At 73.0% G+C, this 23,922-nt stretch carries 25 protein-coding genes; 13 read left to right on the top strand and 12 right to left on the bottom strand.

The window, feature by feature from the left end:
- Nucleotides 1–273 precede the first annotated feature (273 nt).
- Complete coding sequence (locus ACGFYH_RS25775; RefSeq protein ID WP_393805540.1) at nt 274–1,146, bottom strand: transglutaminase-like domain-containing protein; 873 nt, start codon at nt 1,144–1,146, stop codon at nt 274–276.
- Nucleotides 1,147–1,176: 30 nt separating this feature from the next.
- Complete coding sequence (locus ACGFYH_RS25770; protein WP_393805539.1) at nt 1,177–2,184, bottom strand: GNAT family N-acetyltransferase; 1,008 nt, start codon at nt 2,182–2,184, stop codon at nt 1,177–1,179.
- Nucleotides 2,185–2,324: 140 nt separating this feature from the next.
- Between ACGFYH_RS25770 and fdxA the strand changes: the two genes are divergently transcribed.
- Entirely contained in the window at nt 2,325–2,645 is a 321-nt protein-coding gene (fdxA, locus tag ACGFYH_RS25765) for a ferredoxin (protein WP_003973842.1), read from the top strand.
- A gap of 116 nt (nt 2,646–2,761) precedes the next feature.
- The gene (locus tag ACGFYH_RS25760; RefSeq protein ID WP_393805538.1) at nt 2,762–3,853 is read left to right on the top strand and encodes a bifunctional succinyldiaminopimelate transaminase/glutamate-prephenate aminotransferase; all 1,092 of its coding nucleotides are present in this window, start codon (nt 2,762–2,764) and stop codon (nt 3,851–3,853) included.
- A gap of 74 nt (nt 3,854–3,927) precedes the next feature.
- On the opposite strand, the gene ACGFYH_RS25755 is transcribed toward ACGFYH_RS25760, so the two are convergent.
- Both ACGFYH_RS25755 and ACGFYH_RS25750 read right to left on the bottom strand, forming a co-directional pair.
- Entirely contained in the window at nt 3,928–4,359 is a 432-nt protein-coding gene (locus ACGFYH_RS25755; protein WP_393805537.1) for an ATP-binding protein, read from the bottom strand.
- Nucleotides 4,360–4,681: 322 nt separating this feature from the next.
- On the bottom strand, nt 4,682–5,656 hold the full coding sequence (locus ACGFYH_RS25750; protein ID WP_393805536.1) for a heavy metal transporter: 975 nt from the start codon (nt 5,654–5,656) through the stop codon (nt 4,682–4,684).
- 83 nt (nt 5,657–5,739) lie between these two features.
- Here ACGFYH_RS25750 and dapE point away from each other — a divergent pair, with 83 nt between their 5' ends.
- Together dapE and ACGFYH_RS25740 are read left to right on the top strand one after the other, a co-directional pair.
- A complete protein-coding gene (gene dapE / locus ACGFYH_RS25745) occupies nt 5,740–6,819 on the top strand; it encodes a succinyl-diaminopimelate desuccinylase (protein ID WP_393805535.1) in 1,080 nt (359 codons plus the stop codon).
- Between the two features lie 113 nt (nt 6,820–6,932).
- Nucleotides 6,933–7,691, top strand: a complete 759-nt coding sequence (locus ACGFYH_RS25740) for a TIGR00730 family Rossman fold protein (RefSeq protein ID WP_393805534.1) — start codon at nt 6,933–6,935, stop codon at nt 7,689–7,691.
- Between the two features lie 41 nt (nt 7,692–7,732).
- On the opposite strand, the gene folP is transcribed toward ACGFYH_RS25740, so the two are convergent.
- Entirely contained in the window at nt 7,733–8,593 is an 861-nt protein-coding gene (folP, locus tag ACGFYH_RS25735) for a dihydropteroate synthase (protein WP_393805533.1), read from the bottom strand.
- Between the two features lie 221 nt (nt 8,594–8,814).
- On the opposite strand from folP, the gene ACGFYH_RS25730 reads away from it, so the two are divergent.
- Both ACGFYH_RS25730 and ACGFYH_RS25725 read left to right on the top strand, forming a co-directional pair.
- Complete coding sequence (locus tag ACGFYH_RS25730) at nt 8,815–9,174, top strand: DivIVA domain-containing protein (RefSeq protein WP_393805532.1); 360 nt, start codon at nt 8,815–8,817, stop codon at nt 9,172–9,174.
- Complete coding sequence (locus ACGFYH_RS25725; RefSeq protein ID WP_393805531.1) at nt 9,171–9,755, top strand: DNA-3-methyladenine glycosylase I; 585 nt, start codon at nt 9,171–9,173, stop codon at nt 9,753–9,755. Before ACGFYH_RS25730 ends, ACGFYH_RS25725 begins: the two co-directional genes overlap by 4 nt.
- A gap of 180 nt (nt 9,756–9,935) precedes the next feature.
- Here ACGFYH_RS25725 and ACGFYH_RS25720 read toward each other — a convergent pair whose 3' ends face one another.
- Nucleotides 9,936–10,739: an enoyl-CoA hydratase/isomerase family protein gene (locus tag ACGFYH_RS25720; protein ID WP_393805530.1), complete on the bottom strand. Its 804-nt coding sequence runs from the start codon at nt 10,737–10,739 to the stop codon at nt 9,936–9,938.
- A gap of 360 nt (nt 10,740–11,099) precedes the next feature.
- On the opposite strand from ACGFYH_RS25720, the gene ACGFYH_RS25715 reads away from it, so the two are divergent.
- Entirely contained in the window at nt 11,100–11,267 is a 168-nt protein-coding gene (locus ACGFYH_RS25715; RefSeq protein ID WP_003966491.1) for a DUF3117 domain-containing protein, read from the top strand.
- Between the two features lie 97 nt (nt 11,268–11,364).
- Here the strand turns inward: ACGFYH_RS25715 and ACGFYH_RS25710 are convergent, their stop codons facing one another.
- Nucleotides 11,365–12,063 carry an O-methyltransferase gene (locus tag ACGFYH_RS25710; protein WP_393805579.1) on the bottom strand — a complete coding sequence of 233 codons (699 nt, stop codon included), beginning with the start codon at nt 12,061–12,063 and terminating at the stop codon, nt 11,365–11,367.
- 287 nt (nt 12,064–12,350) lie between these two features.
- Between ACGFYH_RS25710 and sigE the strand changes: the two genes are divergently transcribed.
- From sigE to ACGFYH_RS25685, 5 genes are all read left to right on the top strand, one after another.
- Nucleotides 12,351–13,022 (top strand): RNA polymerase sigma factor SigE, encoded by a 672-nt coding sequence (gene sigE / locus ACGFYH_RS25705; RefSeq protein WP_393805529.1) that lies wholly within the window; start codon nt 12,351–12,353, stop codon nt 13,020–13,022.
- Nucleotides 13,019–14,002, top strand: a complete 984-nt coding sequence (locus ACGFYH_RS25700; RefSeq protein WP_393805528.1) for an anti-sigma factor family protein — start codon at nt 13,019–13,021, stop codon at nt 14,000–14,002. The genes sigE and ACGFYH_RS25700 overlap by 4 nt, the downstream gene beginning before the upstream one ends.
- A gap of 93 nt (nt 14,003–14,095) precedes the next feature.
- Nucleotides 14,096–16,438, top strand: a complete 2,343-nt coding sequence (locus tag ACGFYH_RS25695) for a trypsin-like peptidase domain-containing protein (RefSeq protein ID WP_393805527.1) — start codon at nt 14,096–14,098, stop codon at nt 16,436–16,438.
- A 146-nt stretch (nt 16,439–16,584) separates the two neighbouring features.
- Nucleotides 16,585–17,061, top strand: coding sequence for a sec-independent translocase (locus ACGFYH_RS25690; RefSeq protein WP_393805526.1), 477 nt, complete (start codon nt 16,585–16,587; stop codon nt 17,059–17,061).
- A 230-nt stretch (nt 17,062–17,291) separates the two neighbouring features.
- Complete coding sequence (locus tag ACGFYH_RS25685) at nt 17,292–17,963, top strand: hypothetical protein (protein ID WP_393805525.1); 672 nt, start codon at nt 17,292–17,294, stop codon at nt 17,961–17,963.
- Nucleotides 17,964–18,056: 93 nt separating this feature from the next.
- Here the strand turns inward: ACGFYH_RS25685 and ACGFYH_RS25680 are convergent, their stop codons facing one another.
- Genes ACGFYH_RS25680 through ACGFYH_RS25670 form a run of 3 tightly spaced genes read right to left on the bottom strand, consistent with a single transcriptional unit; the run spans nt 18,057 to nt 21,116 of the window.
- Nucleotides 18,057–19,190 carry an Mrp/NBP35 family ATP-binding protein gene (locus ACGFYH_RS25680; RefSeq protein ID WP_393805524.1) on the bottom strand — a complete coding sequence of 378 codons (1,134 nt, stop codon included), beginning with the start codon at nt 19,188–19,190 and terminating at the stop codon, nt 18,057–18,059.
- 44 nt (nt 19,191–19,234) lie between these two features.
- Nucleotides 19,235–19,834, bottom strand: a complete 600-nt coding sequence (locus ACGFYH_RS25675) for a DUF1003 domain-containing protein (protein WP_393805523.1) — start codon at nt 19,832–19,834, stop codon at nt 19,235–19,237.
- Nucleotides 19,824–21,116, bottom strand: coding sequence for a magnesium transporter MgtE N-terminal domain-containing protein (locus ACGFYH_RS25670; RefSeq protein ID WP_393805522.1), 1,293 nt, complete (start codon nt 21,114–21,116; stop codon nt 19,824–19,826). Before ACGFYH_RS25670 ends, ACGFYH_RS25675 begins: the two co-directional genes overlap by 11 nt.
- Nucleotides 21,117–21,373: 257 nt before the next feature.
- Between ACGFYH_RS25670 and ACGFYH_RS25665 the strand changes: the two genes are divergently transcribed.
- On the top strand, nt 21,374–22,135 hold the full coding sequence (locus ACGFYH_RS25665; RefSeq protein ID WP_393805521.1) for a hypothetical protein: 762 nt from the start codon (nt 21,374–21,376) through the stop codon (nt 22,133–22,135).
- 17 nt (nt 22,136–22,152) lie between these two features.
- On the opposite strand, the gene ACGFYH_RS25660 is transcribed toward ACGFYH_RS25665, so the two are convergent.
- Nucleotides 22,153–22,665: a hypothetical protein gene (locus tag ACGFYH_RS25660; RefSeq protein ID WP_393805520.1), complete on the bottom strand. Its 513-nt coding sequence runs from the start codon at nt 22,663–22,665 to the stop codon at nt 22,153–22,155.
- A 33-nt stretch (nt 22,666–22,698) separates the two neighbouring features.
- On the bottom strand, nt 22,699–23,814 hold the full coding sequence (locus ACGFYH_RS25655; protein ID WP_393805519.1) for a magnesium and cobalt transport protein CorA: 1,116 nt from the start codon (nt 23,812–23,814) through the stop codon (nt 22,699–22,701).
- Nucleotides 23,815–23,922 lie beyond the last annotated feature (108 nt).

The raw sequence follows: 23,922 nt of genomic DNA, 5'->3' as shown, positions 1-23,922 counted from the left end.
GGGCGGCCGCCGTGCCGCCCCGGCCGCGGGCAGGCGTCCCGCCGGGACGGCACGGTGGGCGAGGGAGGTGCCTCCCAGGCCGCTCAGGCACCGGGAGGCTCCGTAGCGGCCGGCCCGCGCGACCCGCGCCCGGCCCGTACCGGCGGACGCGGCTTTCCGTACCGGTCGACGCGGCCCCCCGTACCGGCGGACGCGGCTCCCCGTGCCGGCCGACGCGGCTCCCCGTACCGGCCGGGCGGGCGAGATCCGCGCCCGGCCCGTGCCGGCCGACGTTCAGTTCAACATCGCCCGAGCCGTCCGCGCCTCCCCCCGCACCTCCTCCGCGACCGCCTCGTCCACGGCCGCCACCACCTCCGCGTACGCCTCCAACTCCCGCGCCCCCGCCAGAAACTCGCCCCGCCGCACCAGCAACAGCGCGCGCTCGTACCGCAACCGCGCCGCATGCGCGGGCAACAGCAGCGCCAGGTCGATCGCCCACAGCCCGGCCGCCGACTGCTCCGGCCGGCCCGCCGCCCACGCCCGGATGTTGTTCAGGATCCGCGACACCACCTCCAACGGCGCCGCGGGCTCCAGCATCGACGGCCGCAGTTCCGCCCCCGTCGCCCCGGCGACCAGCACCTCCGCGTCCTTCCCGCTGAGCAGCCGCCCCCCGTCGAACGGATCGGCGAGCACCCGCTCCTGCTGCGGCCCGGACTCCGGCCCGAACCCGACCACGAAGTGCCCCGGCAGCGCGACCCCGTACACCGGTGCCCCCGCCCGGCGGGCGACCTCCAGCCACACCACCGACAACAGGATCGGCAGCCCGCGCCGCCGCCGCAGCACCTCGTGCAGCAACGACGACTCCAGCCGCTGGTAGTCCGCGGCGATCCCGTGGAACCCGTACCGCTCGCCGAGCAGGTCCCGCAGTGCCGCCGCCCAGGCCCGCGGCGTACCCGGCCGGAACGGCAGCTCTCCGGCCAGCCGGTCCAGTTCCACCTGCGCGGCGTCCAGGCCCGTGTCGTCCAGGGCCGCGTCCGCCACCGCGCCCACCAGGAGGCACAGCGTCGACAGGTCGGGCCGCTCGGACCGCGCCTCTTCGGCGAAGCGTCGCCGCAGTTCGGCCGAGCGCTCCGGCGACGGTGGGCGCGGGGGTGGCAAGTGACGCATGACTGGATCGTGCCCTTTCGCGACGATCGGTTACCGGTCCGTCCCGGCGTTCCCGGGCTCCCGGTAGTGGTGGTAGGCGTGGTGCGCCGCGAAGCCCGCCCCGGCGTACAGCGCCCGCGCCCCCGTGTTGTCCGTCTCCACCTGGAGCCACGCCGCCGACGCGCCCTCGTCGAGCGCACGCCGGGCCAGCGCGGCCAGCACGGCGGTCGCCAGCCCGCGGCGCCGCTGCGCGGGGTCGACCTCGACGGCCGCGAAGGAGGCCCACCGCCCGTCCACGACGCAGCGTCCGATCGCCGCCGGCGCGTGCGCCCCGGGCACCGTGGCGAACCACACGGACGGCCCCTCGCCGAGCACCCGCAGGGCGACCTCGCTCACGCCCTCGCGCCCGTACCGGGCCAGCCAGGCCTCGTCGGCCCGCCGGGACAGGACCACGCCGGTGCCCTCGGCCAGATCGGCGACCGGCGCCAGTCCACCGGTCCACACCTCGGCCGTCACCTCCCTGACCCAGCCCCGCCGTTCCAGCTCCGCGCACAGCAGCTCCTGCGTGCCGGCGGCACCGGTGGCGGTCTGGACGTACGCGGGCAGCCCGCGCTCGCCGTACCAGCGGCGTACGGCCGCCAGCGCGTCGTCGAGCGGCAGCCCCGGATCGCCGAGCGGCAGTACGGAGTTGGCCCGTCGCGTGAAGCCCGCGGCCGCCCGCAGCTCCCACGCGCCGAGCAGCTCGCTCTCCACCGGACGCCAGGCCCGCGCGGCGACCCGCGCCAGCTCCTCATAGGACGCGGCGGGACCGCGACGGCGGGCGGGCGCGGACGGCACGACCTTTCCGGCGATGAGGGCCGACTCCGCGACACGGACGGTTTCACCACTCTTCCGTGTGATCAGCAGCACACCGTCGGTCCATGATGTGAGAACGCCGACCGTGTCGGTGAACTTCTCATCCGCGACACCAGGTTCGCTCAAGCGCCGTACGGAGACTCGTTTGCCCACGTCAGCAGCGGTGATACGGACCTCAAGACGCCCGGCGGCAGAGATTTCCACAGGTCTGTCCACCCCTCCTGTTCGGATCATGCCCAAGAACGGAGATACTAGGGGCGGGCATCGACGACGCCGCGCTCCCGCGCGCCAGGCGGCGGAGCCTGAGGAGGCCCGCCAGCGCCCAATCGAGGAGGAACGACAGCGTGACCTACGTCATCGCGCAGCCTTGTGTCGACGTGAAGGACAAGGCGTGCATCGAGGAGTGCCCGGTCGACTGCATCTACGAGGGCCAGCGGTCCTTGTACATCCACCCGGACGAATGCGTCGACTGTGGTGCCTGTGAGCCGGTCTGCCCGGTCGAGGCGATCTTCTACGAAGACGACACTCCCGAGGAGTGGAAGGACTACTACAAGGCGAACGTCGAGTTCTTCGACGAGCTCGGCTCGCCCGGCGGTGCCAGCAAGCTGGGGCTGATCGAGCGCGACCACCCCTTCGTCGCCGCGCTGCCGCCGCAGAACCAGTAAGAGCGGCCCGCACACGCGCCGCCTCGGTCCCGTACGGCCTGATCACCCGATCCGCGCCGCACGGGACCGAGGCGTTTGCCGCGCCGGGCGCTCACGACGAAAGGGAGCCACCCACCGTGTCCGCGATCTCCGAGCGTCTTCCCGCGTTCCCCTGGGACAAGCTGGAGCCGTACAAGAAGACGGCCGCAGCCCACCCCGAGGGCATCGTCGACCTGTCGGTCGGCACACCGGTCGACCCGGTCCCCGAGCTGATCCAGAAGGCCCTGGCCGACGCGGCGGACTCCCCGGGCTACCCGACCGTCTGGGGCACCCCGGCGCTGCGCGACGCGATCACCGGCTGGGCGGAGCGCCGCCTCGGCGCCCGCGGCGTCACCCATCGGCACGTGCTCCCGATCGTCGGTTCCAAGGAACTCGTCGCCTGGCTCCCGACCCAGCTGGGCCTCGGCCCCGGCGACCGGGTGGCCTTCCCCCGCCTGGCCTACCCGACGTACGAGGTCGGTGCCCGGCTGGCCCGCGCGGAGTACGAGGCGTACGAGGACCCGACCGAGCTGGACCCGGCGGGTCTGAAGCTCCTGTGGCTCAACTCCCCGTCGAACCCGACCGGCGGGGTGCTGTCCAAGGCCGACCTGACGCGCATCGTGGCCTGGGCCCGCGAGCACGGCGTCCTCGTCGTCTCCGACGAGTGCTACCTGGAGCTGGGCTGGGAGGCCGCCCCGGTCTCGGTCCTGCACCCGGACGTCAACGGCGGTTCGTACGACGGCCTGGTCGCCGTCCACTCCCTGTCCAAGCGCTCCAACCTCGCGGGTTACCGGGCGGCGTTCCTGGCCGGCGACCCGGCGGTCCTGGGCCCGCTCCTGGAGATCCGCAAGCACGGCGGCATGATGACCTCGGCGCCGACCCAGGCGGCCGTGGTGGCGGCCCTCGGCGACGACGAGCACGTACGCGTCCAGCGGGAGCGCTACGCGGCCCGCCGCACGGCCCTGCGCGAGGCCCTGCTCGGCCACGGCTTCCGCATCGAGCACAGCGACGCCGGCCTCTACCTCTGGGCCACCCGCGACGAGTCCTGCTGGGACACGGTCGCCCACCTGGCCGAACGCGGCATCCTGGTGGCCCCCGGCGACTTCTACGGCCCGGCCGGCGCCGACTTCGTCCGCGTCGCCCTCACGGCGACGGACGAACGCGTCGCCGCGGCGGTGCGGCGCCTGTAGCCGTCACGCAAAGCGCCGGGGTCCGGGGAACGAACCCCGGGCCCCGGCGCCGCACAAGTCCGGCGCGGCCGCCGTCAGCCGAGCGGCAGGCCCTGGACCGGCAGGCCGCCCTTGCCCAGCGCGTCGGTCGGCAGGCCGCCCTTCGTGGCGGTCTTCGTCGTGTCACCGACGAGGTCCCCGGCGGAGCCCGCCGCGTCACCGGCGGCGTTCTGCGCCGCCGGCGTGGCCTTCTTGACGACCGATCCACCGGTCTTGCCGGCGGCCGGGACGGCCTTCTTGACGGCCTTGCCGCCGGTGTCGCCCGCGGTCCCGGTGACGTTCTGGGCGGCGGAGTCGACGGTGGTGCCGACGTTCGCCCCGTCCAGGGCGGTCAGTCCCCCGAGGTTCGGGGTGGCCGGCAGTTCGGGAGCCGCGCTGGCGGAGCCGGCCGCACCGACCCCGGCAGCCGCTCCCGCGGCGACGAGCAGCGCGGCACGGGCGATCCGGCGGGTCAGGGGGAGGGACATGATGCTCCTTCGACGGAAGTCAACGATGGGTACTGCCACCGTGCCCGGCGAATGATCGACCGGGCCCGGACGCAGTGACTACCGCTCGAGAGCCACGAAGGTTGCGGCGGCCCGACGTAAAGAGTTGGTAATGCGTCGCATTATCAGGTGCCCATAAAAACGGGCAAAAGGGCGCCGGTCGGAAAGTCTGCTGAATCCTTACGTCCCTTGATTTTCCCGGGCTCCGGCGCAGTCGGGGGTGACGCCGCGCAAAGGTGTGCCCGGCGCCGGACCCAGGCCGACGCGGGTAACTCTCAGGGGTGACGGCTCGTACGGGCGAGCCCTACCACGTGGACGTGATCCGCACCGGCCCCGCCGCCCGCTCCGCGCCATGGGTGCCTTCGGCGCCCGCCGGAGTCCACTTGCTGTCGGTGCTGCCCGCGGTCCACGCCCGGCCCGCGTAGGAGACCCGCTGGATGTGCAGCGAGGAGGCGTTGGCCACCGCCCAGTGCGCCAGCTGCCAGCCGCGCCGCCCGGTCTCCCGCTCCGCTCCCGGACCGGTGCCGCCGGTCACGGGCAGCGTCACGGTCCGTTCGTCGGAGGGGGCCGCGGGCCGGGGGGAGGCGGCGTCGCCGCCCACCTCCGCGCCGGCCGGCTGGAGCACGGCGTGCCCGAAGTCCCGTACCAGCGCCGCGCGTACCGCGTCCGGCCCCTTCTTTCGGGTCGCGCCGGGCCGCCCGTCGCAGGTCAGCGTGGCCGCGGAGCGTCCGGTGAGTGCGGCGGCGAGCACTTCGGCGTCCGGTTCGTGCTTGGCGTACGCGTACGGGAAGCCGCTGCGCTGCACGTGCTGGGCGGCGTCGGTCAGCGGCAGGTCCAGATAACCGGGCACCTCGACCAGACGGTCGTAGAACAGGCCCGCCGAGTACGCCGGGTCCATGATCTCCCGGGGCGTGCCCCAGCCCTGCGAGGGCCGCTGCTGGAACAGGCCGAGCGAGTCCCGGTCGCCGTGGTCGAGGTTGCGCAGCGCCGACTCCTGCAACGCGGTCGCCAGCGCGATCGCCACGGCCCGCTCCGGCAGCCTGCGCGCGGTGCCGACGGCGGTGATCGTCGCCGCGTTCACCGCCTGCTCCGGTGTGAACTCGTAGGTGGTCCGCGTGCCGTCACCGGCGACGGCGGCCACCTTGCAGCCCGGGGCGCCCGCGCCTCCGGCGACGTACTGCACCGTCAGATATCCGGCGACCGCGAGCAGGGCCATGGAAGCGGCGCCGGAACGGGCGAGGCGGCCACGGCGTTTGCGAGGTGGAGGCGGCTGAAGCACGCGTACAAGGTACTGGAGGGTAGGGTTCTGTGTACGCCGGGTACGCACACTGCCCCCAGGAGCAGGGGCGTTAGGGTCGGGCCATGGCCGATACCCCGCTTGACCTGACGCTGGACGCCGCGGAGCTTACTGCGCGGCTCGTCGACCTCCCGTCCGAGAGCGGCACCGAGGAGCCCCTGGCGGACGCGATCGAGAGCGCCCTGCGGGCCCTGCCCCACCTGTCGGTCGAGCGGTACGGCAACAACGTCGTCGCCCGTACGGAGCTGGGCCGCGCGGAACGCGTGATCCTGGCCGGCCACATCGACACGGTGCCGATCGCCGGCAACGTGCCCTCCCGGCTGGACGAGGACGGGGTCCTGTGGGGCTGCGGCACCTGCGACATGAAGGCGGGCGTCGCCGTCCAGCTGCGCATCGCCGCCACGGTCCCGGCCCCCAACCGCGACCTGACCTTCGTCTTCTACGACAACGAGGAGGTCGCCGCCGAGCTGAACGGCCTCAAGCACATCGCCGAGGCGCACCCCGACTGGCTGGAGGGCGACTTCGCGGTGCTCCTCGAACCGTCCGACGGCCAGGTGGAGGGCGGCTGCCAGGGCACCCTGCGGGTGCTGCTCAAGACGACGGGGGAGCGGGCGCACTCGGCGCGGAGCTGGATGGGCGCCAACGCCGTCCACGCCGCCGCCCCCGTCCTCGCCCGCCTGGCGGCCTACGAGCCCCGCTACCCGGTGATCGACGGCCTGGAGTACCGCGAGGGCCTCAACGCGGTCGGCATCGCGGGCGGGGTCGCGGGCAACGTCATCCCCGACGAGTGCGTGGTCACGGTCAACTTCCGCTACGCCCCCGACCGCAGCCCCGAGGAGGCCCTCGCCCACGTGCGCGAGGTCTTCGCGGACTGCGGGGTCGCGGAGTTCGTGGTCGACGACCACAGCGGCGCGGCCCTGCCCGGCCTGTCCCACCCGGCCGCGGCGGCCTTCATCGAGGCGGTGGGCGGCACCCCGCAGCCCAAGTACGGCTGGACGGACGTGTCGCGTTTCTCCGCGCTCGGCGTCCCGGCGGTCAACTACGGCCCCGGCAACCCCCACTTGGCGCACAAGCGCGACGAGCGGGTCGAGGCGGCGAAGGTCCTGGCGGGGGAGGAGCGGCTGCGGTCGTGGCTGACGGCATGATCCGCGGCGGGTTTGTGCCGCTGCGTGGCGGACATGCTGAGGTCCCTCGTACGTAACCCGCGTGGATCTACGCTGAGGTGGCAGAACCGAACCCGCGACTGGAGGGAGCGCCCATGCCTACCGGCAACCCCGAGGGCAAGAAGCAGCCACCGGACGAACAGCGGCTGGGCCCCGTCCTCCGGCGGCGGGGTCAGGTCCAGCAGGGCACCACGGACCAGCGGCTGCTGGACGAGCGTGCTCCGACCGACTGGGTGCACACCGACCCCTGGCGCGTCCTGCGCATCCAGTCGGAGTTCATCGAGGGCTTCGGCACGCTGGCCGAACTCCCGCCCGCCATCAGCGTCTTCGGTTCCGCCCGCACCCGGGTGGACTCCCCGGAGTACGCCGCGGGCGTGCGCCTCGGCCGCGGTCTGGTGGAGGCGGGCTTCGCCGTCATCACCGGCGGCGGGCCCGGGGCCATGGAGGCGGCCAACAAGGGCGCCCTCGAGGCGGAGGGCACCTCGGTCGGCCTTGGCATCGAACTGCCCTTCGAGCAGGGGCTCAACCCCTACGTCGACATCGGCCTGAACTTCCGCTACTTCTTCGTCCGCAAGATGATGTTCGTGAAGTACGCGCAGGGCTTCGTCGTCCTGCCCGGCGGCCTCGGCACGCTCGACGAACTCTTCGAGGCCCTCACCCTGGTGCAGACCCAGAAGGTGACCCGCTTCCCCATCGTCCTGTTCGGCTCCGAGTACTGGGGCGGCCTGGTCGACTGGCTCCGCGGCACCCTGGTGGCCCAGGGCAAGGCCGCGGAGAAGGACCTCCTGCTCTTCCACGTCACCGACGACGTGGACGAGGCGGTGGCCCTGGTCTCCAAGGAGGCGGGCGTGTAGCGCGTGGCCGCGGGGGAGGGCGAGGGGCGGGGCCCCGGTGCCTATGCCAGCCCCCGCCGGGCCACCGCGGGCTCCCGGTGACCCGCGATCGTCGCCACCATGTCCAGCACCTGCCGCGTCTCCGCCACCTCGTGCACCCGGTACACCCGCGCCCCCAGCCACGCCGACACCGCGGTCGTCGCCAGCGTGCCGATCACCCGCTCCTTCACGGGCCGGTCCAGCGTCTCCCCGACGAAGTCCTTGTTGGACAGGGACACCAGCACCGGCCACCCCGTCTCCGCCATCTCGCCGAGCCGCCGCGTCGCCTCCAGGCTGTGCCGGGTGTTCTTCCCGAAGTCGTGCCCGGGGTCGATCAGCACCGACTCCCGCGGCACCCCCAGCGACACCGCCCGCTCGGCCAGCCCCAGCGTCACCCGCAGGATGTCGGCCATGACGTCGCCGTACGTCACCCGGTGCGGCCGGGTCCGCGGCTCGGCGCCCCCCGCGTGCGTGCACACCAGTCCCACCCGGTACCGCGCCGCGACCTCCGCGAGCTTCGGGTCGACGCCGCCCCACGCGTCGTTCAGCAGGTCGGCCCCCGCCTCGCACACGGCCTCGCCGACCTCGTGCCGCCAGGTGTCCACGCTGATCACGACGTCCGGGAACCGCCGCCGCACCTCCGCGACGAACCCCACCGTCCGCCGCGCCTCCTCCTCGGCCGACACCTCGTCTCCGGGGCCGGCCTTCACCCCGCCGATGTCGATGATCGCGGCGCCCTCGGCCACCGCCTGCTCCACGCGCGCGAGTGCGGGCTCGTCGTGGAAGGTCGCCCCCCGGTCGTAGAAGGAGTCCGGGGTCCGGTTCACGATCGCCATGATCACCGGCTCGTGCGCCGCGAACGCGCGCCCGCCCAGCCTGAGCATCCCCTGTGACATCTCCTCGTCCCTACCGTTCCCTCGTCCCGCTCTCGACCCCGGGTCCGCGGCCCTTCGGCGGCCGCGGCCCCGGCTGTCAGACTCGCATGGCACGATCGGACCCGACACAACCGACTCCGACTCGGACCGGACTCCGATCCAACCAGTCGCGCGATCCCCGCCGAACCGACGGGATCGCCGCGCCCGACCCGACCATGGGGGCCCCAGCGATGGTCATGTTCCTGTTCCTCGTCATCGCGCTGGCCGTCGTCGTGGCCGCGGTGACGCTCGCCGTGGTGGGCGGCGGCGACAGCGGGCCGCTGCCCGACGCCGAACCCGAGCGGGTGCGGGACTCGCTGCCCCCGGACCGCCCGGTGGGCCGCGGCGACGTGGAGCGGCTGCGCTTCCCGCTCGTCGTGCGCGGGTATCGCATGGCGGACGTCGACGACGCCCTCGGCCGCCTCGGCGCCGAGCTGGCCGAGCGCGACGCCCGGATCGCCGACCTGGAGTCCGCACTGGCGGGCGCCAGGGCCGCCGCGGTCCACCGCCACGTAGTGATGGACAAGCCCGCCCAGGAGGAGCAGCAGTGAGCGCGGGGGAGGCCGCCGCGGGCCCGGACGGCGCGCTGCGCTGTCCCTGGGCCCTGTCCACCGCGGACTACGTCACGTACCACGACGACGAGTGGGGCCGCCCGGTCCACGGTGACGACGCCCTGTACGAGCGGCTCAGCCTGGAGGCCTTCCAGTCCGGCCTGTCCTGGATCACCATCCTGCGCCGCCGTACCGGATTCCGCGCCGCCTTCGCCGGCTTCGAGATCGCCAAGGTCGCCGCCTTCACCGACGAGGACCGCGAGCGTCTGCTCGCCGACGCCGGCATCATCCGCAACCGCGCCAAGATCGACGCGACCCTCGCCAACGCGCGCGTGCTGGCCGAGTGGGCCCCGGGCGACCTGGACGAGCTGATCTGGTCGCACGCCCCGGACCCGGCCGGACGACCGGCCCCCGAGACCCTCGCCGACGTCCCGGCCGTCACCCCGCAGTCCACGGCCCTGTCGAAGACGCTGAAGAAGCGGGGCCTGCGCTTCGTCGGCCCGACGACGGCGTACGCGCTGATGCAGGCGTGCGGTCTGGTCGACGACCACCTGGCGTCCTGCGTGGCCCGCCGGACCTGAGCGGTGGGGCCTGAGCGGTCGGATGTGGGCGGTCGGGCCTGAGCGGTGGGACGTGGGGGGTCAATTGTGGGCGGTCGGGCCTGAGCGGTCGAATGTGGCCGGTCGGGCCTGGCCCGCCGGACGCGGCCGGTCGGGCCTGAGCCGCCGGACGCGGCCCGCCGGACCTGGCCCGTCGGCCGCCTACCGGCCCAGGTACTTCGGCTTCTCCTTCTCGACGAAGGCCCGCACCGCGATCGCGTGGTCCTCCGAGGACCCCGCCCGCGACTGCAGCTCGTCCTCCTTGTCCAGCGTCTCGGAGAGCGAGTGCGTCAGCCCGTAGGCCATCGCCTCCTTCAGCGCCGCATACGCCACGGTCGGCCCCTCGGCCAGCGCCCGCGCCGTCTTCTCGGCCTCGGCGCGCAGGTCGGCGGCGGCGACGACCCGGTTGGCGATGCCCAGCTCGTACGCCTCCTGCGCGCCGATGCTGCGCGGGAAGAGCAGCAGATCGGCGGCGCGCCCGGGGCCGACGACACGCGGCAGCGTCCAGGAGATGCCCGAGTCGGCGGTGAGCGCCACGCCCGCGAAGGACGTGTTGAACGCCGCCGTGTCCGCGACGATCCGGTAGTCGGCCGCGAGCGCGAAACCGAGGCCCGCCCCGGCCGCCACGCCGTTCACCGCGGCGACCACCGGCTTCTCGGCCCCGGCGAGCGCCCGCACGATCGGGTTGTAGTGCTCGCGCACCGTGCTCATGGTGCGGCCCGAACCCGACTCCCGGTCGGCGGCCAGCAGCCCGATGTGTTCCTTGAGGTCCTGGCCGACGCAGAACGCCCGCTCCCCGGCCGCGGTCAGCAGCACCGCCCGTACGGCGTCGTCCACCGCCGCGGAGCGCACCGCGTCCCGGAGCGCGACCTTGGTCTCGATGTTCAGCGCGTTCATCGCCCCGGGGCGGTTCAGCGTGATCGTCGCGAGCCCGTCGCCCACCTCGTAGAGCACGGTGTCGGCCATGGGAATCCCCTCCGCGTAGTGGCATGCAGTGGCATGTGTCCGGGAGACAGCATGACGGAGATCACCGGCGACGGATCGCTCGGGAGATGTGACCTGCGTCAAAGAATTCCCGGCCGTATCCATTCGGCGGAAGTGCGTGAGGGCACGCACTATCGCAGTCACATCGCCGAATTGAGTGGTTTTGCTCGCGTGCGTTGCCCAAGCGATGCCGACCGATGTTGGTCATCGGGTCCTGGGATGCGGGATAATGCCTGGGAAGCAATGTGTTCGATGCCGGTGTCGCGCGTCCACGCCGGACTGCGCGTGCCCTCACGGGCCGTCGGCGGTGACGGTGAGCTGGTATCAGGAAGGGGAACGAGCATGGCGGCCATGAAGCCGCGGACGGGTGATGGCCCGCTCGAGGTGACCAAGGAGGGGCGGGGCATCGTCATGCGCGTTCCGCTCGAAGGCGGCGGTCGACTCGTCGTCGAGCTGACCCCCGACGAGGCCGACGCGCTCGGCGACGCCCTCAAGAAGGTCGTCGGCTGACGCGCGAGCGACCATACCCGTTCAATCGCCCCGGGACCGCACATGGTGCCGGGGCGATTGGCGTGGTGATATTTCCCCGGCGCCGGGCGTCTTTCTTTCAGCGCTTCACGGCGCACAGCAGCCCGTCGCCCACCGGAAGCAGCGACGGCACCAGCTCCTGGCTCTCCCGCACCGCGCGCAGAAGTTCCCGCACCCGCAGCACCTCGGTGGGCTGCGGCCCCGAGTCGATCGTCCGGCCGGCGCCGAAGACGCCCTCGAAGGCGACCAGACCCCCGGGGCGCAGCAGACGCAACGATTCGGCGAGATAGTCCAGGTATTCCAGACGGTCGCCGTCGCAGAAGACGAGGTCGTAACCGACGTCCGCGAGCCGGGGCAGCACCTCCAGGGCGCGCCCGGGAATGAACCGGGCCCGGTTGCTCGCGAAGCCCGCCGCGCGGAAGGCCTGGCGGGCGAACTGCTGGTGTTCCGGCTCCGGGTCGACCGTGGTCAGCACCCCGTCCGGCCGCATGCCGTGCAGCAGATGGATCCCGGAGACACCGCAGCCGGTGCCGATCTCCGCGACCGCCTTGGCGTCCACGGCGGCGGCGAGCAACCCCAGGGCGGAGCCCGTGCCCGGGGTCACCGAGCGCAGGCCGGCCTCGCGGGCCCGGTCGCGTGCCCAGAGCAGCGCGTCGTCCTCGGCGACATAGGCGTCGGCGAACGCCCAGCTCGTCTGCCGGTTGCCGGTAATGACCCTCTCCTGTCCCCGTCGTTGCCTCGGCGTGACTGTATCCGTTGGCGTCGGGAACCCGCAGATGGGACCAGCCGTTAAAAGGGGACAGCAAAGAGACGACCGAGCGGCCGGGGCCGGGACGGGGGCGGCGGATGAAGCAGGGCGTCGGGCAGGTGGCGCCGCGGCCGCACGAGCCGTGCCGACCCAGATCAAATTCTCGTAAAACCGCTTATCCGGAGCTAACGGGCGAGGTGGCTATGGTAGGGGCTCCACTGGACACCACCAGAGCCGACAGGGGAGGTGCGGCCGCGCCCGCGGATCGGGGCGGAGTGCTGAGGCGCTTCCTCGGATCGGCAGGCAGGCCGAAATCCGTGAACGACACCGCTGCTGACCACCGCCACGCCGACGGTCCCCCCACGGGACCCGCCCAGACCGCGACCTTCGCCGTCGACGCGGACGGGCAGGGGTGGACTCCGCCCACCTGGGAGGAGATCGTCAGCACCCACAGCGGCCGGGTCTACCGTCTCGCCTACCGCCTCACGGGCAACCAGCACGACGCCGAGGACCTGACCCAGGAGGTCTTCGTCCGCGTCTTCCGCTCCCTGTCGACCTACACGCCGGGCACCTTCGAGGGCTGGCTGCACCGCATCACCACCAACCTCTTCCTCGACATGGTCCGCCGCAAGCAGCGCATCCGGTTCGACGCGCTCGGCGACGACGCGGCCGAGCGGCTGCCCAGCAAGGAACCCACCCCGCAGCAGCTCTTCCACGACGCCCACTTCGACGCGGACGTCCAGCAGGCGCTGGACACCCTCGCGCCCGAGTTCCGTGCCGCGGTCGTCCTGTGCGACATCGAGGGGCTGTCGTACGAGGAGATCGCCGCGACCCTCGGCGTCAAGCTCGGCACGGTGCGTTCCCGTATCCACCGCGGCCGTTCCCAGCTGCGGAAGGCGCTCGCGCACCGTTCCCCCAAGGCGCGGGGCGAGCGTCGCTCGTTCGCGGCCGGTGTTCCCGCACTGGGAGGAGGGGGCACGAGCGCGTGAGTGGGTCACGGCCTCAGTCCGAGGGACACCTCGCAGAGCAGCATCTGGGAGACCGACTTTCCGCCCTGGTGGACGGAGAGCTCGGTCATGACGCGCGTGAGCGCGTGCTGGCGCACGTGGCCACCTGCCCGAAGTGCAAGGCGGAGGTCGACGCGCAGCGCCGGTTGAAGAACGTCTTCGCGGAAGCGGCCCCGCCTGCCCCCTCGGAAAGCTTCCTGGCCCGCCTCCAAGGGCTCCCCGGGGGCGGTGACACGGACGGTGGCGGCTCACCGCTCGGGTTGTCACGAGGGTTCGGGGTCTCCCCGGGCTCCGGCGTCTTCGGCACGAAGCGGGGCGAGCGGTTCGAGTTCGACTACGTTCCCGCCCGGTCGCACGCCTCGGTGCTGCCTCCTTCCTCGCCGGGGCGGGGCTTCCGGATCCACGACGTGAGCCGGCAGGAGTCCGACCGCCCGGGCTCGCGCGGCCTGCGCTTCGCCTTCGCCGCCGCCGGGGCGGTGTCGCTGGCCGCGATCGCGCTGGGCGGCGTCACCCTCGGCACGCCGGACACCACCACCGAGGCACGCGGCTCGGGCAGCGGCAGCAATGTGACGCCGATGCGTACCCAGGGCTCGGGAGCGACCGCCCCCGAGAGCCAGCGCCGCCGCGCGGGCGGTCCGCTGCTCGGGCAGGGCCAGCGGGCGCCGGGCGACCTCCCCGTCGCCTCCACCACGGCCTCCGCACCGCTGCTGCCCGGGGTGCCGGCCCCCTCCGGGGGTGATGCGCGTCAGCAGGCCGTACGTGCGCTGACCGCGCCGGTGACGGCGGGCGCCGCCGCCATGTCCCCGCTGATACGCCCGCTGGAAGCCGTCCCGCCGCTCTCCCTGAGCTCCTGGTCGACGGCCCCCGAGGTCAGGCCGCCCGGCCTGCTCGCCGCCCCCGCCCCCGCTCCGTCCCCCTATCCGGCGGCCTCCCCGGCCGCCTCCTTCCGCCCCGCTCGCTGACGGGGTCTGCGCGCGGGCCCGGGAACCTGATTGAATCCGGGGTGGCGCCAGAGCCCTTGGAGCCGACGATCTGCGGCCAGCGCGGGGGAGAACATGAACGAGGGGAAGCCCACGAAGACGAAGTGGTGGAGTCGTCCCCGCTCGTCCGACGACCCGCGCGGCGGCGACTTCGAACTGGAAGGCCCCCGCCCGGTGCACACCGCAGGCGCCGGCACCCTCGGCCGGGAGACCGACGGGGACGACTTCGAGCTGGCACGCCCGTCGGCGGCCCGCGTGTCCGGCGAGGGCGACTACGAGCTGGACCTGCCCCACACCGACGCGGCCACCCCCACGGACGCCGCTCCGCCTCCACAGGCCGACACCGACGTCCATCCGGCCGAGGAGGCGGGCGGGCAGCGACAGGGCGACGCTCAGTCCGAGGAGGCGGGCGGGCAGCGACAGGGCGACGCTCAGTCCGTGGACGCGGGCGGGCAGCGACAGGAGGACGCTCAGTCCGTGGACGCCGGGTCACATCGGCAGGCGGGTCCAGGCGCCGCCCCGTCCGTGGACGCGGGTGCGCAACCGCGCCTGGGCATCGGCTCCTCCCCGGCCGCCCACGGCACGCCGACTGCCGAAGCCACCGCCGAGCGTCCCAAGCCGCTGCACGAACCCGACCCGTACAGCACCCCGCCGTACGGTGAGCCGGGCCCCTGGGCCCCCGCTCCGCCGGTCCAGCACCCGGCGGCCACACCGGCGCACGGCACGGTGACGGCACCCCCGCACGCACCGGTTCCGCAGGCTCCGGCCGCCCACGCACCGGTCCCGCCCGTGTCGGCGGCGCAGGTACCGGTTCCGTCGGCTCCCGCCTCCTGCGTGCCGGCTGCGGAAGTACCGGCCCCGCACGCACCGGTCCACGCGTCGGCCCCGCACGCACCGGTTCCGCAGGCTCCGGCCGCCCACGCACCGGTCCCGCCCGCGAGCGCGTCGTCCGTGGCTCCGCCTCCGGGTGCTGCGTCCGACCCGTCCCTCGCCGACGCCCCGGCCCCGGTACCGCAGACGGGGCAGGCGCGGCATCCGGCGGCGCCACCGGCGTACGACACCGGGGTTCACGCCAGCGCCGCGCCCGCCTCGGCACCCGGCTCCGCGTCGGCCTCCTCGCCCGGCGTCCCGGCCTCCGGCCCGTCGCAGGCGGGAGCGTCCGACCCGTGGGCGGAGCCGGCGGACCCGGCTCCCGGCGCCGAACCCGCCCCCGATCCCTGGGGGCGCTACGACCCCTGGGCCGCCTCCGCCGCCGCGTCCCTCCAGCGCCACGACGCGGCCGTCCGGACGCCTCGGCAGCGACGCGGACGGGCGACGAAGACGCTGGTCGGCGGCGCGCTGCTCATCGCCCTGGTCTCCGGCGGCATCGGCGGCGCCATGGGCACGTACCTGGAACGGAACGGCGGCGTCGGGACGGTCGAGCTGCCGCAGGCCGGACCCGAGGCGGTCGAGCGGGCCCCGGACTCCGTCGCCGGCATCGCCGCGCGTGCCCTGCCCAGCGTGGTCACCCTGCACGTCAGCGGCAGCGAGGCGGCGGGTACCGGCACCGGGTTCGTACTCGACGGCCGCGGCCACATCCTGACGAACCATCACGTCGTGGAGCCCGCCGGCAGCGGCGGCGAGATAACCGTGACCTTCAACAGCGGCGACACCGCCGAGGCCACGGTCGTCGGCGGGGACAGCGGATACGACCTCGCCGTGGTGAAGGTCAAGGGCGTCAGCGGCCTCACCCCCATGCCGCTCGGCAACTCCGACAGCGTGCGGGTCGGCGACCCCGTCGTCGCCATCGGTGCGCCCTTCGACCTGGCCGGCACGGTCACCTCCGGCATCATCAGCGCCAAGGAACGGCCCATCACCGCGGGCGGCGGGGAGGGCGACGGCAGCGACGTCTCCTACGTCGACGCCCTCCAGACCGACGCCCCCATCAACCCCGGCAACTCCGGCGGCCCCCTCCTGGACGCCCGGGGCCGGGCCATCGGCATCAACTCCGCCATCCGCTCCGCCGACAGCGGCGGCGCCGAGACGGACGGCGGCCAGGCCGGTTCGATAGGGCTGGGCTTCGCCATCCCCATCAACCAGGGCAAGCGCGTCGCCGAGGAACTGATCAACACCGGCAGGGCCACCCACCCGGTCATCGGCATCACCCTCGACATGAACTACGCCGGTGACGGCGCCCGGGTGGGTGCCAAGGGCAGTGGCGGCGGACCCGCGGTCACCGGGGGCGGTCCCGGCGCCGAGGCCGGTATCGAGCCGGGGGACGTGATCACCGCAGTCGACGGACAGCGCGTGCACTCCGGCGAGGAACTCATCGTCAAGACCCGAGCCCACCGCCCCGGCGACCGTCTGGAGCTGACCCTGGAGCGCGACGGCGAGGAGACGAAGGTCTCGCTCGTGCTCGGCTCCGCCGGTGGCGACTGACCGTCACCCAGGTCCCCACAAGGGGACAGGAAGGCAAACAATTCGGAAAGCGCTCACCCACACGCACCCGGGGCTCACGGGACGGTACCGGTCGGACGGGCTCGGCGGGTACCGTGGTGGCGGCCCGGCATCCCAAGGAGCTTCAGGTGTTCAATGACATAGGCGCACTAGAGCTGGTGACGCTCGTCGTCCTCGCCGTGCTCGTCTTCGGTCCGGACAAGCTCCCCAAGGTCATCCAGGACGTGACGCGCACCATCCGGAAGATCCGGGAGTTCTCGGACAGCGCCAAGCAGGACATCCGCCAGGAGCTGGGCCCCGAGTTCAAGGACTTCGAGTTCGAGGACCTCAACCCCAAGACGTTCCTCCGCAAGCAGATGGACAACGACGAGCTGGGTATCAAGGAGCTCCGCAACGGCTTCGACCTGAAGAAGGAGATGGCCGAGGTCACCGACGCGGTCCACGGGCGCGACGCCGACCCCTCGTCCTCCGGGTCCTCGTCCGCTTCGTCCCCGGCTCCCTCCTCGTCGTCCGGCGGCAGTGGCCGGATCGACATGTCGAAGAAGCCCGAGACGTCGGAGAAGCCCGGCGACGGCCGTCCGCCCTTCGACGCGGACGCCACCTGATCCCCGCTCTCCGAGTCCGGCCCGCGGGCCGCGAACGTGACGTGTCTCATACTCCGGACGGGGCGCGCAGGCCCCCGAGGTGACGTCCGCGCGGCCCACGCGCCGGGCGATTCCCCGGCTGCCGCCCACGGGGTGGCTATGCTGCCCGAGTTGTTGTGCGGATCGGACGAGTGCGCCCGAAGGGGGGCGGGCCGTTCCGGTCCGACGAGAGCGAGGAGGCGTCCGGGCACATGGAGACGACGAGTCGGGCAGTCGCGCAGACGCCGGCCGCGGAGGGCGGAGCGGAGACACCCTCCGGCCGGCGTACGGTCGACGGCTACCTGCGTGCGCCCTTCCCGTGGTACGGCCTCGACGAGGCTTTCACGGGGCGGCGCTGGCTGATGCAGGTCGGTACGGCGGCCGACGGGGCCGTGGAGCACGGTTCGATCGGGCACGGCGACGAACCGTCGGTGCGCAACGAGCACGTGGCGGGCGACGAGCAGGACGCCAAGGAGAAGTTCGCGGTCGTCGTGACCGTCGCGGCCAACCCCGACCGGCGCAGTGCCGACGGCACGGGCCTGCTGGAGGCCACCTCGGTCTCCTCGGCGGCCTGGCTGGCCGGTGTGGGGCTGCTGTCCTTCACCTGGCCCGGCCAGATGGACCACTCGCTGCGCGACGACTGGCTGGAGCAGCAGACGGAGACCGCGTGGGTCCTCGCGGACGATCTCGACGGAGCGGACTGGTCGACGCTGTCCCTCCCCGTGGACGGCGTGCCGACGCCCTTCCACTACCGGGAGTCCGAGTTCGGCTGGGTGCTCGCGGGCTCGACCGGGCAGGGCGTCCACCTCGGTGCGTACGGCCGGGGCATGAGCGCCTACGGGCTGGCCTTCGCCGTCGTCAAGGACATCGCCGCGTACGCCTGACGGGGTACGGCGAAACCGACGCGGATACGACGAAGGGGCGCCGTCCTCCCGGACAGCGCCCCCGGTCCCGTACGAGGTGTCAGGACGCGTCGGTCAGAACTTGTTCCTCGGCGTGATCCCCAGCGACAGCCCCGAAAGGCCCCGCTGCCGTCCGCCGAGCTTGCCCGCGATCGAGCGCAGGGCCGCGCCCGCCGGGGAGTCCGGGTCGGACAGGACCACGGGCTTGCCGTCGTCGCCGCCCTCGCGCAGCCGGACGTCGATCGGGATGGAGCCGAGGACCGGGACCGACGCTCCCGTGGTGCGGGTCAGACCGTCGGCGACCGACTGACCGCCGCCGGTGCCGAAGACGTCGACCATCTCGCCGCAGTGCGGGCAGGGCAGGCCGGACATGTTCTCGACCACGCCCACGATCTTCTGGTGGGTCTGCACGGCGATGGCGCCGGCCCGCTCCGCCACCTCGGCGGCGGCCTGCTGCGGGGTCGTCACGACCAGGATCTCGGCGTTCGGCACGAGCTGCGCGACGGAGATCGCGATGTCGCCGGTGCCGGGCGGCAGGTCCAGGAGCAGAACGTCCAGGTCGCCCCAGTACACGTCCGCCAGGAACTGCTGGAGCGCGCGGTGCAGCATCGGGCCGCGCCAGACGACCGGCGCGTTGCCGGGGGTGAACATGCCGATCGAGATGACCTTCACCCCGTTGGCCGAAGGCGGCATGATCATGTTCTCGACCTGGGTGGGACGTCCTTCGGCGCCCAGCATGCGCGGCACCGAGTGGCCGTAGATGTCGGCGTCGACGACACCGACCTTCAGGCCGTCCGCCGCCATCGAGGCCGCCAGGTTCACCGTCACCGACGACTTGCCGACGCCGCCCTTGCCGGACGCCACCGCGTACACCCGGGTCAGGCTGCCCGGCTTGGCGAAGGGCACCTCGCGCTCGGTCTGTCCGCCGCGCAGGGCGGTGGCCAGCTCCTTGCGCTGCTCGTCGCTCATCACGTCCAGCTCGACGTCGACGCGCGTGACACCCTCGACCCGCGCCACCGCGTCCGTCACGCGCTGCGTGATGGTGTCCCGCATGGGGCAGCCGGACACCGTCAGGTACACGGCGACCGCGACCGCTCCGTCCGCGCCGACCTTCACCGACTTGACCATCCCCAGCTCGGTGATGGGCCGGTTGATCTCGGGGTCGTTCACCGTCGCCAGTGCTTCAAGCACCGCGTCTTCCGTAGCCATGGGGTCGATGGTACGGCGCCGCCCGCCGGGCACGGAAAGCCCCGTCAACGGTCGCGTACGTCACGCCCCGGCGACCGATCCGCCGGGAATGCCCCACGGTCGGGATGGTGGCCGTTTCGCCGCTCCTCCAGGTCCCTGAGCACGTCCTGCAGCTCGGAGCGGATCCAGTCCCGCGTCGCGACCTCGCCCAGGCCGATGCGCAGGGCCGCGATCTCCCGGGTCAGGTACTCGGTGTCGGCGATCGACCGCTCGTTCTGCTTGCGGTCCTGCTCCAGGTTGACCCGGTCCCGGTCGTCCTGCCGGTTCTGCGCGAGCAGGATCAGCGGGGCGGCGTAGGAGGCCTGGAGCGACAGCATCAGCGTCAGGAAGATGAACGGGTACTCGTCGAAGCGCAGACCGCTCGGCGCCGACACGTTCCACACCACCCACAGGATGATGACGACCGTCATCCAGACGATGAACCGCCCGGTGCCCAGGAAGCGCGCGACGCGCTCCGACAGCCTGCCGAAGGACTCCGGGTCGTACTCGGGCAGCAGCCTGCGGCGCGGCGGACGGGGCTGGTCCAGGCGCGCCCGGGTGCGGGAGGCCGCGGTGGCTCCCGACGCGGCCCGCTCACGGGGCGCACTCTCGCGCTCAGGCACCATCGGCGCGCACCTCCCCCGCCGTCTCCTCCAGGTGGTACTCGGTCTCCCGCCAGTCGTCGGGCAGCATGTGGTCCAGTACGTCGTCCACGGTGACCGCGCCCAGCAGCGCGCCGGAATCGTCGACGACGGGCGCCGCGACCATGTCGTACGCGGCGAAGAACCCGGCGACCACGGGCAGCGCGGCGTCCGGATCCAGGGGTTGCAGATCATCGTCGATGATCGAGCCGACCAGCGTGTACGGGGGGTCGCGCAGCAGCCGCTGGAAGTGCACCGTGCCCAGGTACTTGCCCGTCGGTGTCTCCTCGGGCGGGCGGCAGACGTAGATCTGGGCGGCGTGCGCCGGGGACAGGTCGGGGTTGCGGATACGGGCCAGGGCGTCGGCGACGGTCGCGTCGGGCCGCAGCACGATCGGCTCGGTCGTCATCAGACCGCCGGCCGTGTGCTCCTCGTACGCCATCAGGCGCCGCATGTCGGCCGCGTCGTCGGGCTGCATCAGGCTCAGCAGCCGTTCCTTGTCCTCCTCGGGCAGCTCGCCGAGCAGGTCGGCCGCGTCGTCGGGGTCCATCGCCTCCAGCACGTCCGCGGCGCGCTCCTCCTTGAGCTTGCCGAGGATCTCGATCTGGTCGTCCTCCGGGAGCTCCTCCAGCACGTCGGCCAGGCGGTCGTCGTCGAGGGCGGCGGCGACCTCGGCCCGGCGCTTGGCGGACAGGTGGTGCAGGACGTTGGCGAGGTCGGCGGGGCGCAACTGCTCGAAGGTGGCCAGGAGGTTCTCGGCGCCCTGCCCCTGCTCCTCCACGGAGAAGCCGGTGACGCCGGACCACTCGACGGTCAGCGTCTCGCCCTTGGCCCGCCGGAAGGCGCTGCCCTTCCTGCCCTTGCGGACGAAGACCTTGTCGATCTCCCAGTCCCGGCGCGCGGGCAGCTGCTGCACCGACAGGTCCAGCACGGTCACCTCCTCACCGGTCTCGGTGAGCGTCACCCGCCGGTCGAGCAGCTCGCCGAAGACGAGGCGCTCGGTGGGCCGCTGCTCAAAACGCCGGACGTTGAGCACGCCGGTGGTGATGACCTGGCCGGACTCGATGCCGGTGACCCGGGTCATGGGCAGGAAGATGCGGCGGCGGGTGGTGAGTTCGACGACCAGCCCGAGCACGCGCGGGGGCTTGCGGCCGACGCGGAGCATGACGACCAGATCGCGTACGCGCCCCACCTGGTCACCGGCCGGGTCGAAGACGGCGATGCCGGAGAGGTGGGAGACGAAGATCCGGGGGGCGCCCGCTGCCATGGCCGCGGCTCCTTTTCTCGAACGTCGTGGGCGTGCCTCAGATCGCGCGAGAGACGCGTGAGAGCTGATTCGTACGGTGTCTCTTTTCCGAATTGCCCGCTCGGACGGGCTTCAGGCTAGCCCGTCCCGATCGGCCTCGCCCTGGTGGCCGGTCCGGACGGACTGGCTCCGTTCGCCGTCCACCGCCCCGGTACGCTGCGGTACGCCCGCTCGGACCCGGGGGCCGGTCCCCGCCGGCGCCGGTCGGTCCTGCCAGCATGGTCAGAAAGGTAGTCCCACCTGTGTCTGTGACTCCCCGGCGCCGAATCCGCAGGGCCGCATGGCTGGGCGCGGTGTGCGCCCTGGCGGTGACGGGGGCCGGGCTTACGGGATGCAGCAGCGAGGACCCCGACGCGGGCACCAACGGCCTCGGGAGACTTCCGGCCGACGAGATCCACGCGAAGGCCGGTACGGCCGCCGAGGCCGCCGACACGGTCCGCCTGCACGGCACGGTGGACGCCGGCGGGAACACGTACACCCTCGACATGCGGCTCAAGGACGACGGAGGGACCGGGTCGGTCGCCGCCGAGGGGACGACGTTCGGACTGCTGCGCGTCGGCGACCAGCTCTTCCTCAAGGCCGATGCCGCGTTCTGGAGCCACGACGACGGCGACGCCAAGGCGGCCGACAAGCTGGCCGGCAAGTACGTGAAGGTGCCGGAGAGCGACCCCGTGTACAAGAAGTTCAGCGGGTTCACGGACAAGGACGTCCTCCTCGGCGGTCTGCTGACCCTGCAGGGCCCGGTGAAGACGGACGGCCGGCACGAGCAGGCGGGCGTGCGCACCATCCGGATCACCGGCGACGACGGCGCGGGCGGCTCGCTCGACGTCTCGCTGGAGGGCAGGCCGTACCCGCTGCGGCTGGTGCGGGCCGGCAGCGCGGGCACGCTCAGCTTCTCGGACTGGAACAAGGACTTCGCCCTGGAGCAGCCGGCCACGGACGACACCCTGGACTACGGCAAGCAGCTGCCGACGTCCTGAGGCGTACCGAGCGCCCGCTAGCGGCGTCCGCGGCGCTTCAGCAGCAGGCGCGGCAGGCCCTCCGGGGCCGGCTTGCGGGTCGTCGCCGGACTCGGCAGCGGTGGCTCGGCCAGGGAGCCGTCGGGCAGCGGCGCCGTGCTCCCGGTCGGCTCCAGGCGCAGTACCCGGCATTCGCGGGCCCAGCGGCCGGTCATGGCCTCGCCGTCCGGAGCGTTCAGGCGCTTGCCCTTGAGGCCGCCGACCGCGGCCCGCCACGCCTCGGAGTCGGGCGGCAGTTCGAGGACGCGGGCCGCCCAGGAGACCAGCCGGCCGCCCTTGTCCTTGCTGCGCACCGTCACCTCGGCCACCGCACCGTCGGCCAGCCCCGGCAGCGGCTGCTCGCCGGGCCCGTCGCCGACGACGCAGGCCGCGCCCTCGTGCCAGACGTGCCACAGCGCCCGGGCGGGCACCCCGGCGCCCCTGACCCAGATGAGGCCGGACTTCTTCGTGGCCTCCTCGACGAGGGCCTGGTCGAGCAGCTCACTTGTCATGCGGTCAGCCTATCCAGGAGCCCGTGGGCGGCCTCAGAGCCAGCCGTTGCGCTTGAGCGTGCGGTGGATGCCCAGACAGATCACGACCGTCACCGACAGGACCAGCGGGTAGCCGAACCTCCAGTGCGTCTCCGGCATGTAGTCGAAGTTCATGCCGTACACGCCGCACATCATCGTCGGCACGGCGATGATCGCCGCCCATGAGGTGATCTTGCGCATGTCCTCGTTCTGGGCGACCGACGCCTGGGCGAGGTTGGCCTGGAGGATGGAGTTCAGCAGTTCGTCGAAGCCGATGACCTGCTCCTGCACCCGCGCCACGTGGTCGGCGACGTCCCGGAAGTACTTCTGGATCTCCGGGTCGATCAGCCGCATCGGCCGCTCGCTGAGCAGCTGCATGGGGCGCAGCAGCGGCGCCACCGCCCGCTTGAACTCCAGCACCTCGCGCTTGAGTTGGTAGATCCGGCCGGCGTCCGTGCCGCGCGGGGTGCCCTTGCGGCCCGGCGAGAACACCTCCGTCTCGACCTCGTCGATGTCGTCCTGCACCGCGTCGGCGACCGCGATGTAGCCGTCGACGACGTGGTCGGCGATGGTGTGCAGCACCGCCGAGGGGCCCTTGAGGAGCAGCTCGGGGTCCTCCTGGAGCCGGTGCCGCAACGCGCGCAGGGAGCCCTGCCCGCCGTGCCGGACGGTGATGAAGAAGTCCCGCCCGGTGAAGCACATGACCTCGCCGGTCTCGACGACCTCGCTGTTGGCGGTGAGCTGGTCGTGGTCGACGTAGTGGACGGTCTTGAAGACCGTGAACAGCGAGTCGTCGTAGCGCTCCAGCTTGGGCCGCTGGTGGGCCTGGACCGCGTCCTCCACGGCCAGCGGGTGCAGCCCGAACTCCCGGGCGATGCCGGCGAATTCGTCCTCGGTGGGCTCGTGCAGACCGATCCACACGAAGCCGCCGTCGCGGCGCACCTGGCGCATCGCCGTGTGCGGGGTCAGCGGTGTCCCGGTCTCGACGCGGGTGCCGTCGCGGTAGACGGCGCAGTCGACGACGGCGGAGGCCGTCGCCGGGTCGCGGGTGGTGTCGTAGGCGCCGCTGTCCTTGCGCAGAGAGACGCGGGACGGGCGGACCGCGGCGCGCAGGTCACGGATCATCGACATGGCAGGCTCCTTCGCGACGGGCAGCGAACGAGGCCGGTGACGGGTGGAACCGCCCGGAATGAGGACGTCCTGACCACACGTGCTCGGCGCGTCCACAAAGCGGGGGGC

It is taken from the genome of Streptomyces sp. NPDC048392 (genome assembly GCF_043200575.1).
GTDB lineage: Bacteria > Actinomycetota > Actinomycetes > Streptomycetales > Streptomycetaceae > Streptomyces.
This window is presented reverse-complemented; position numbering and strand designations above follow the sequence as displayed.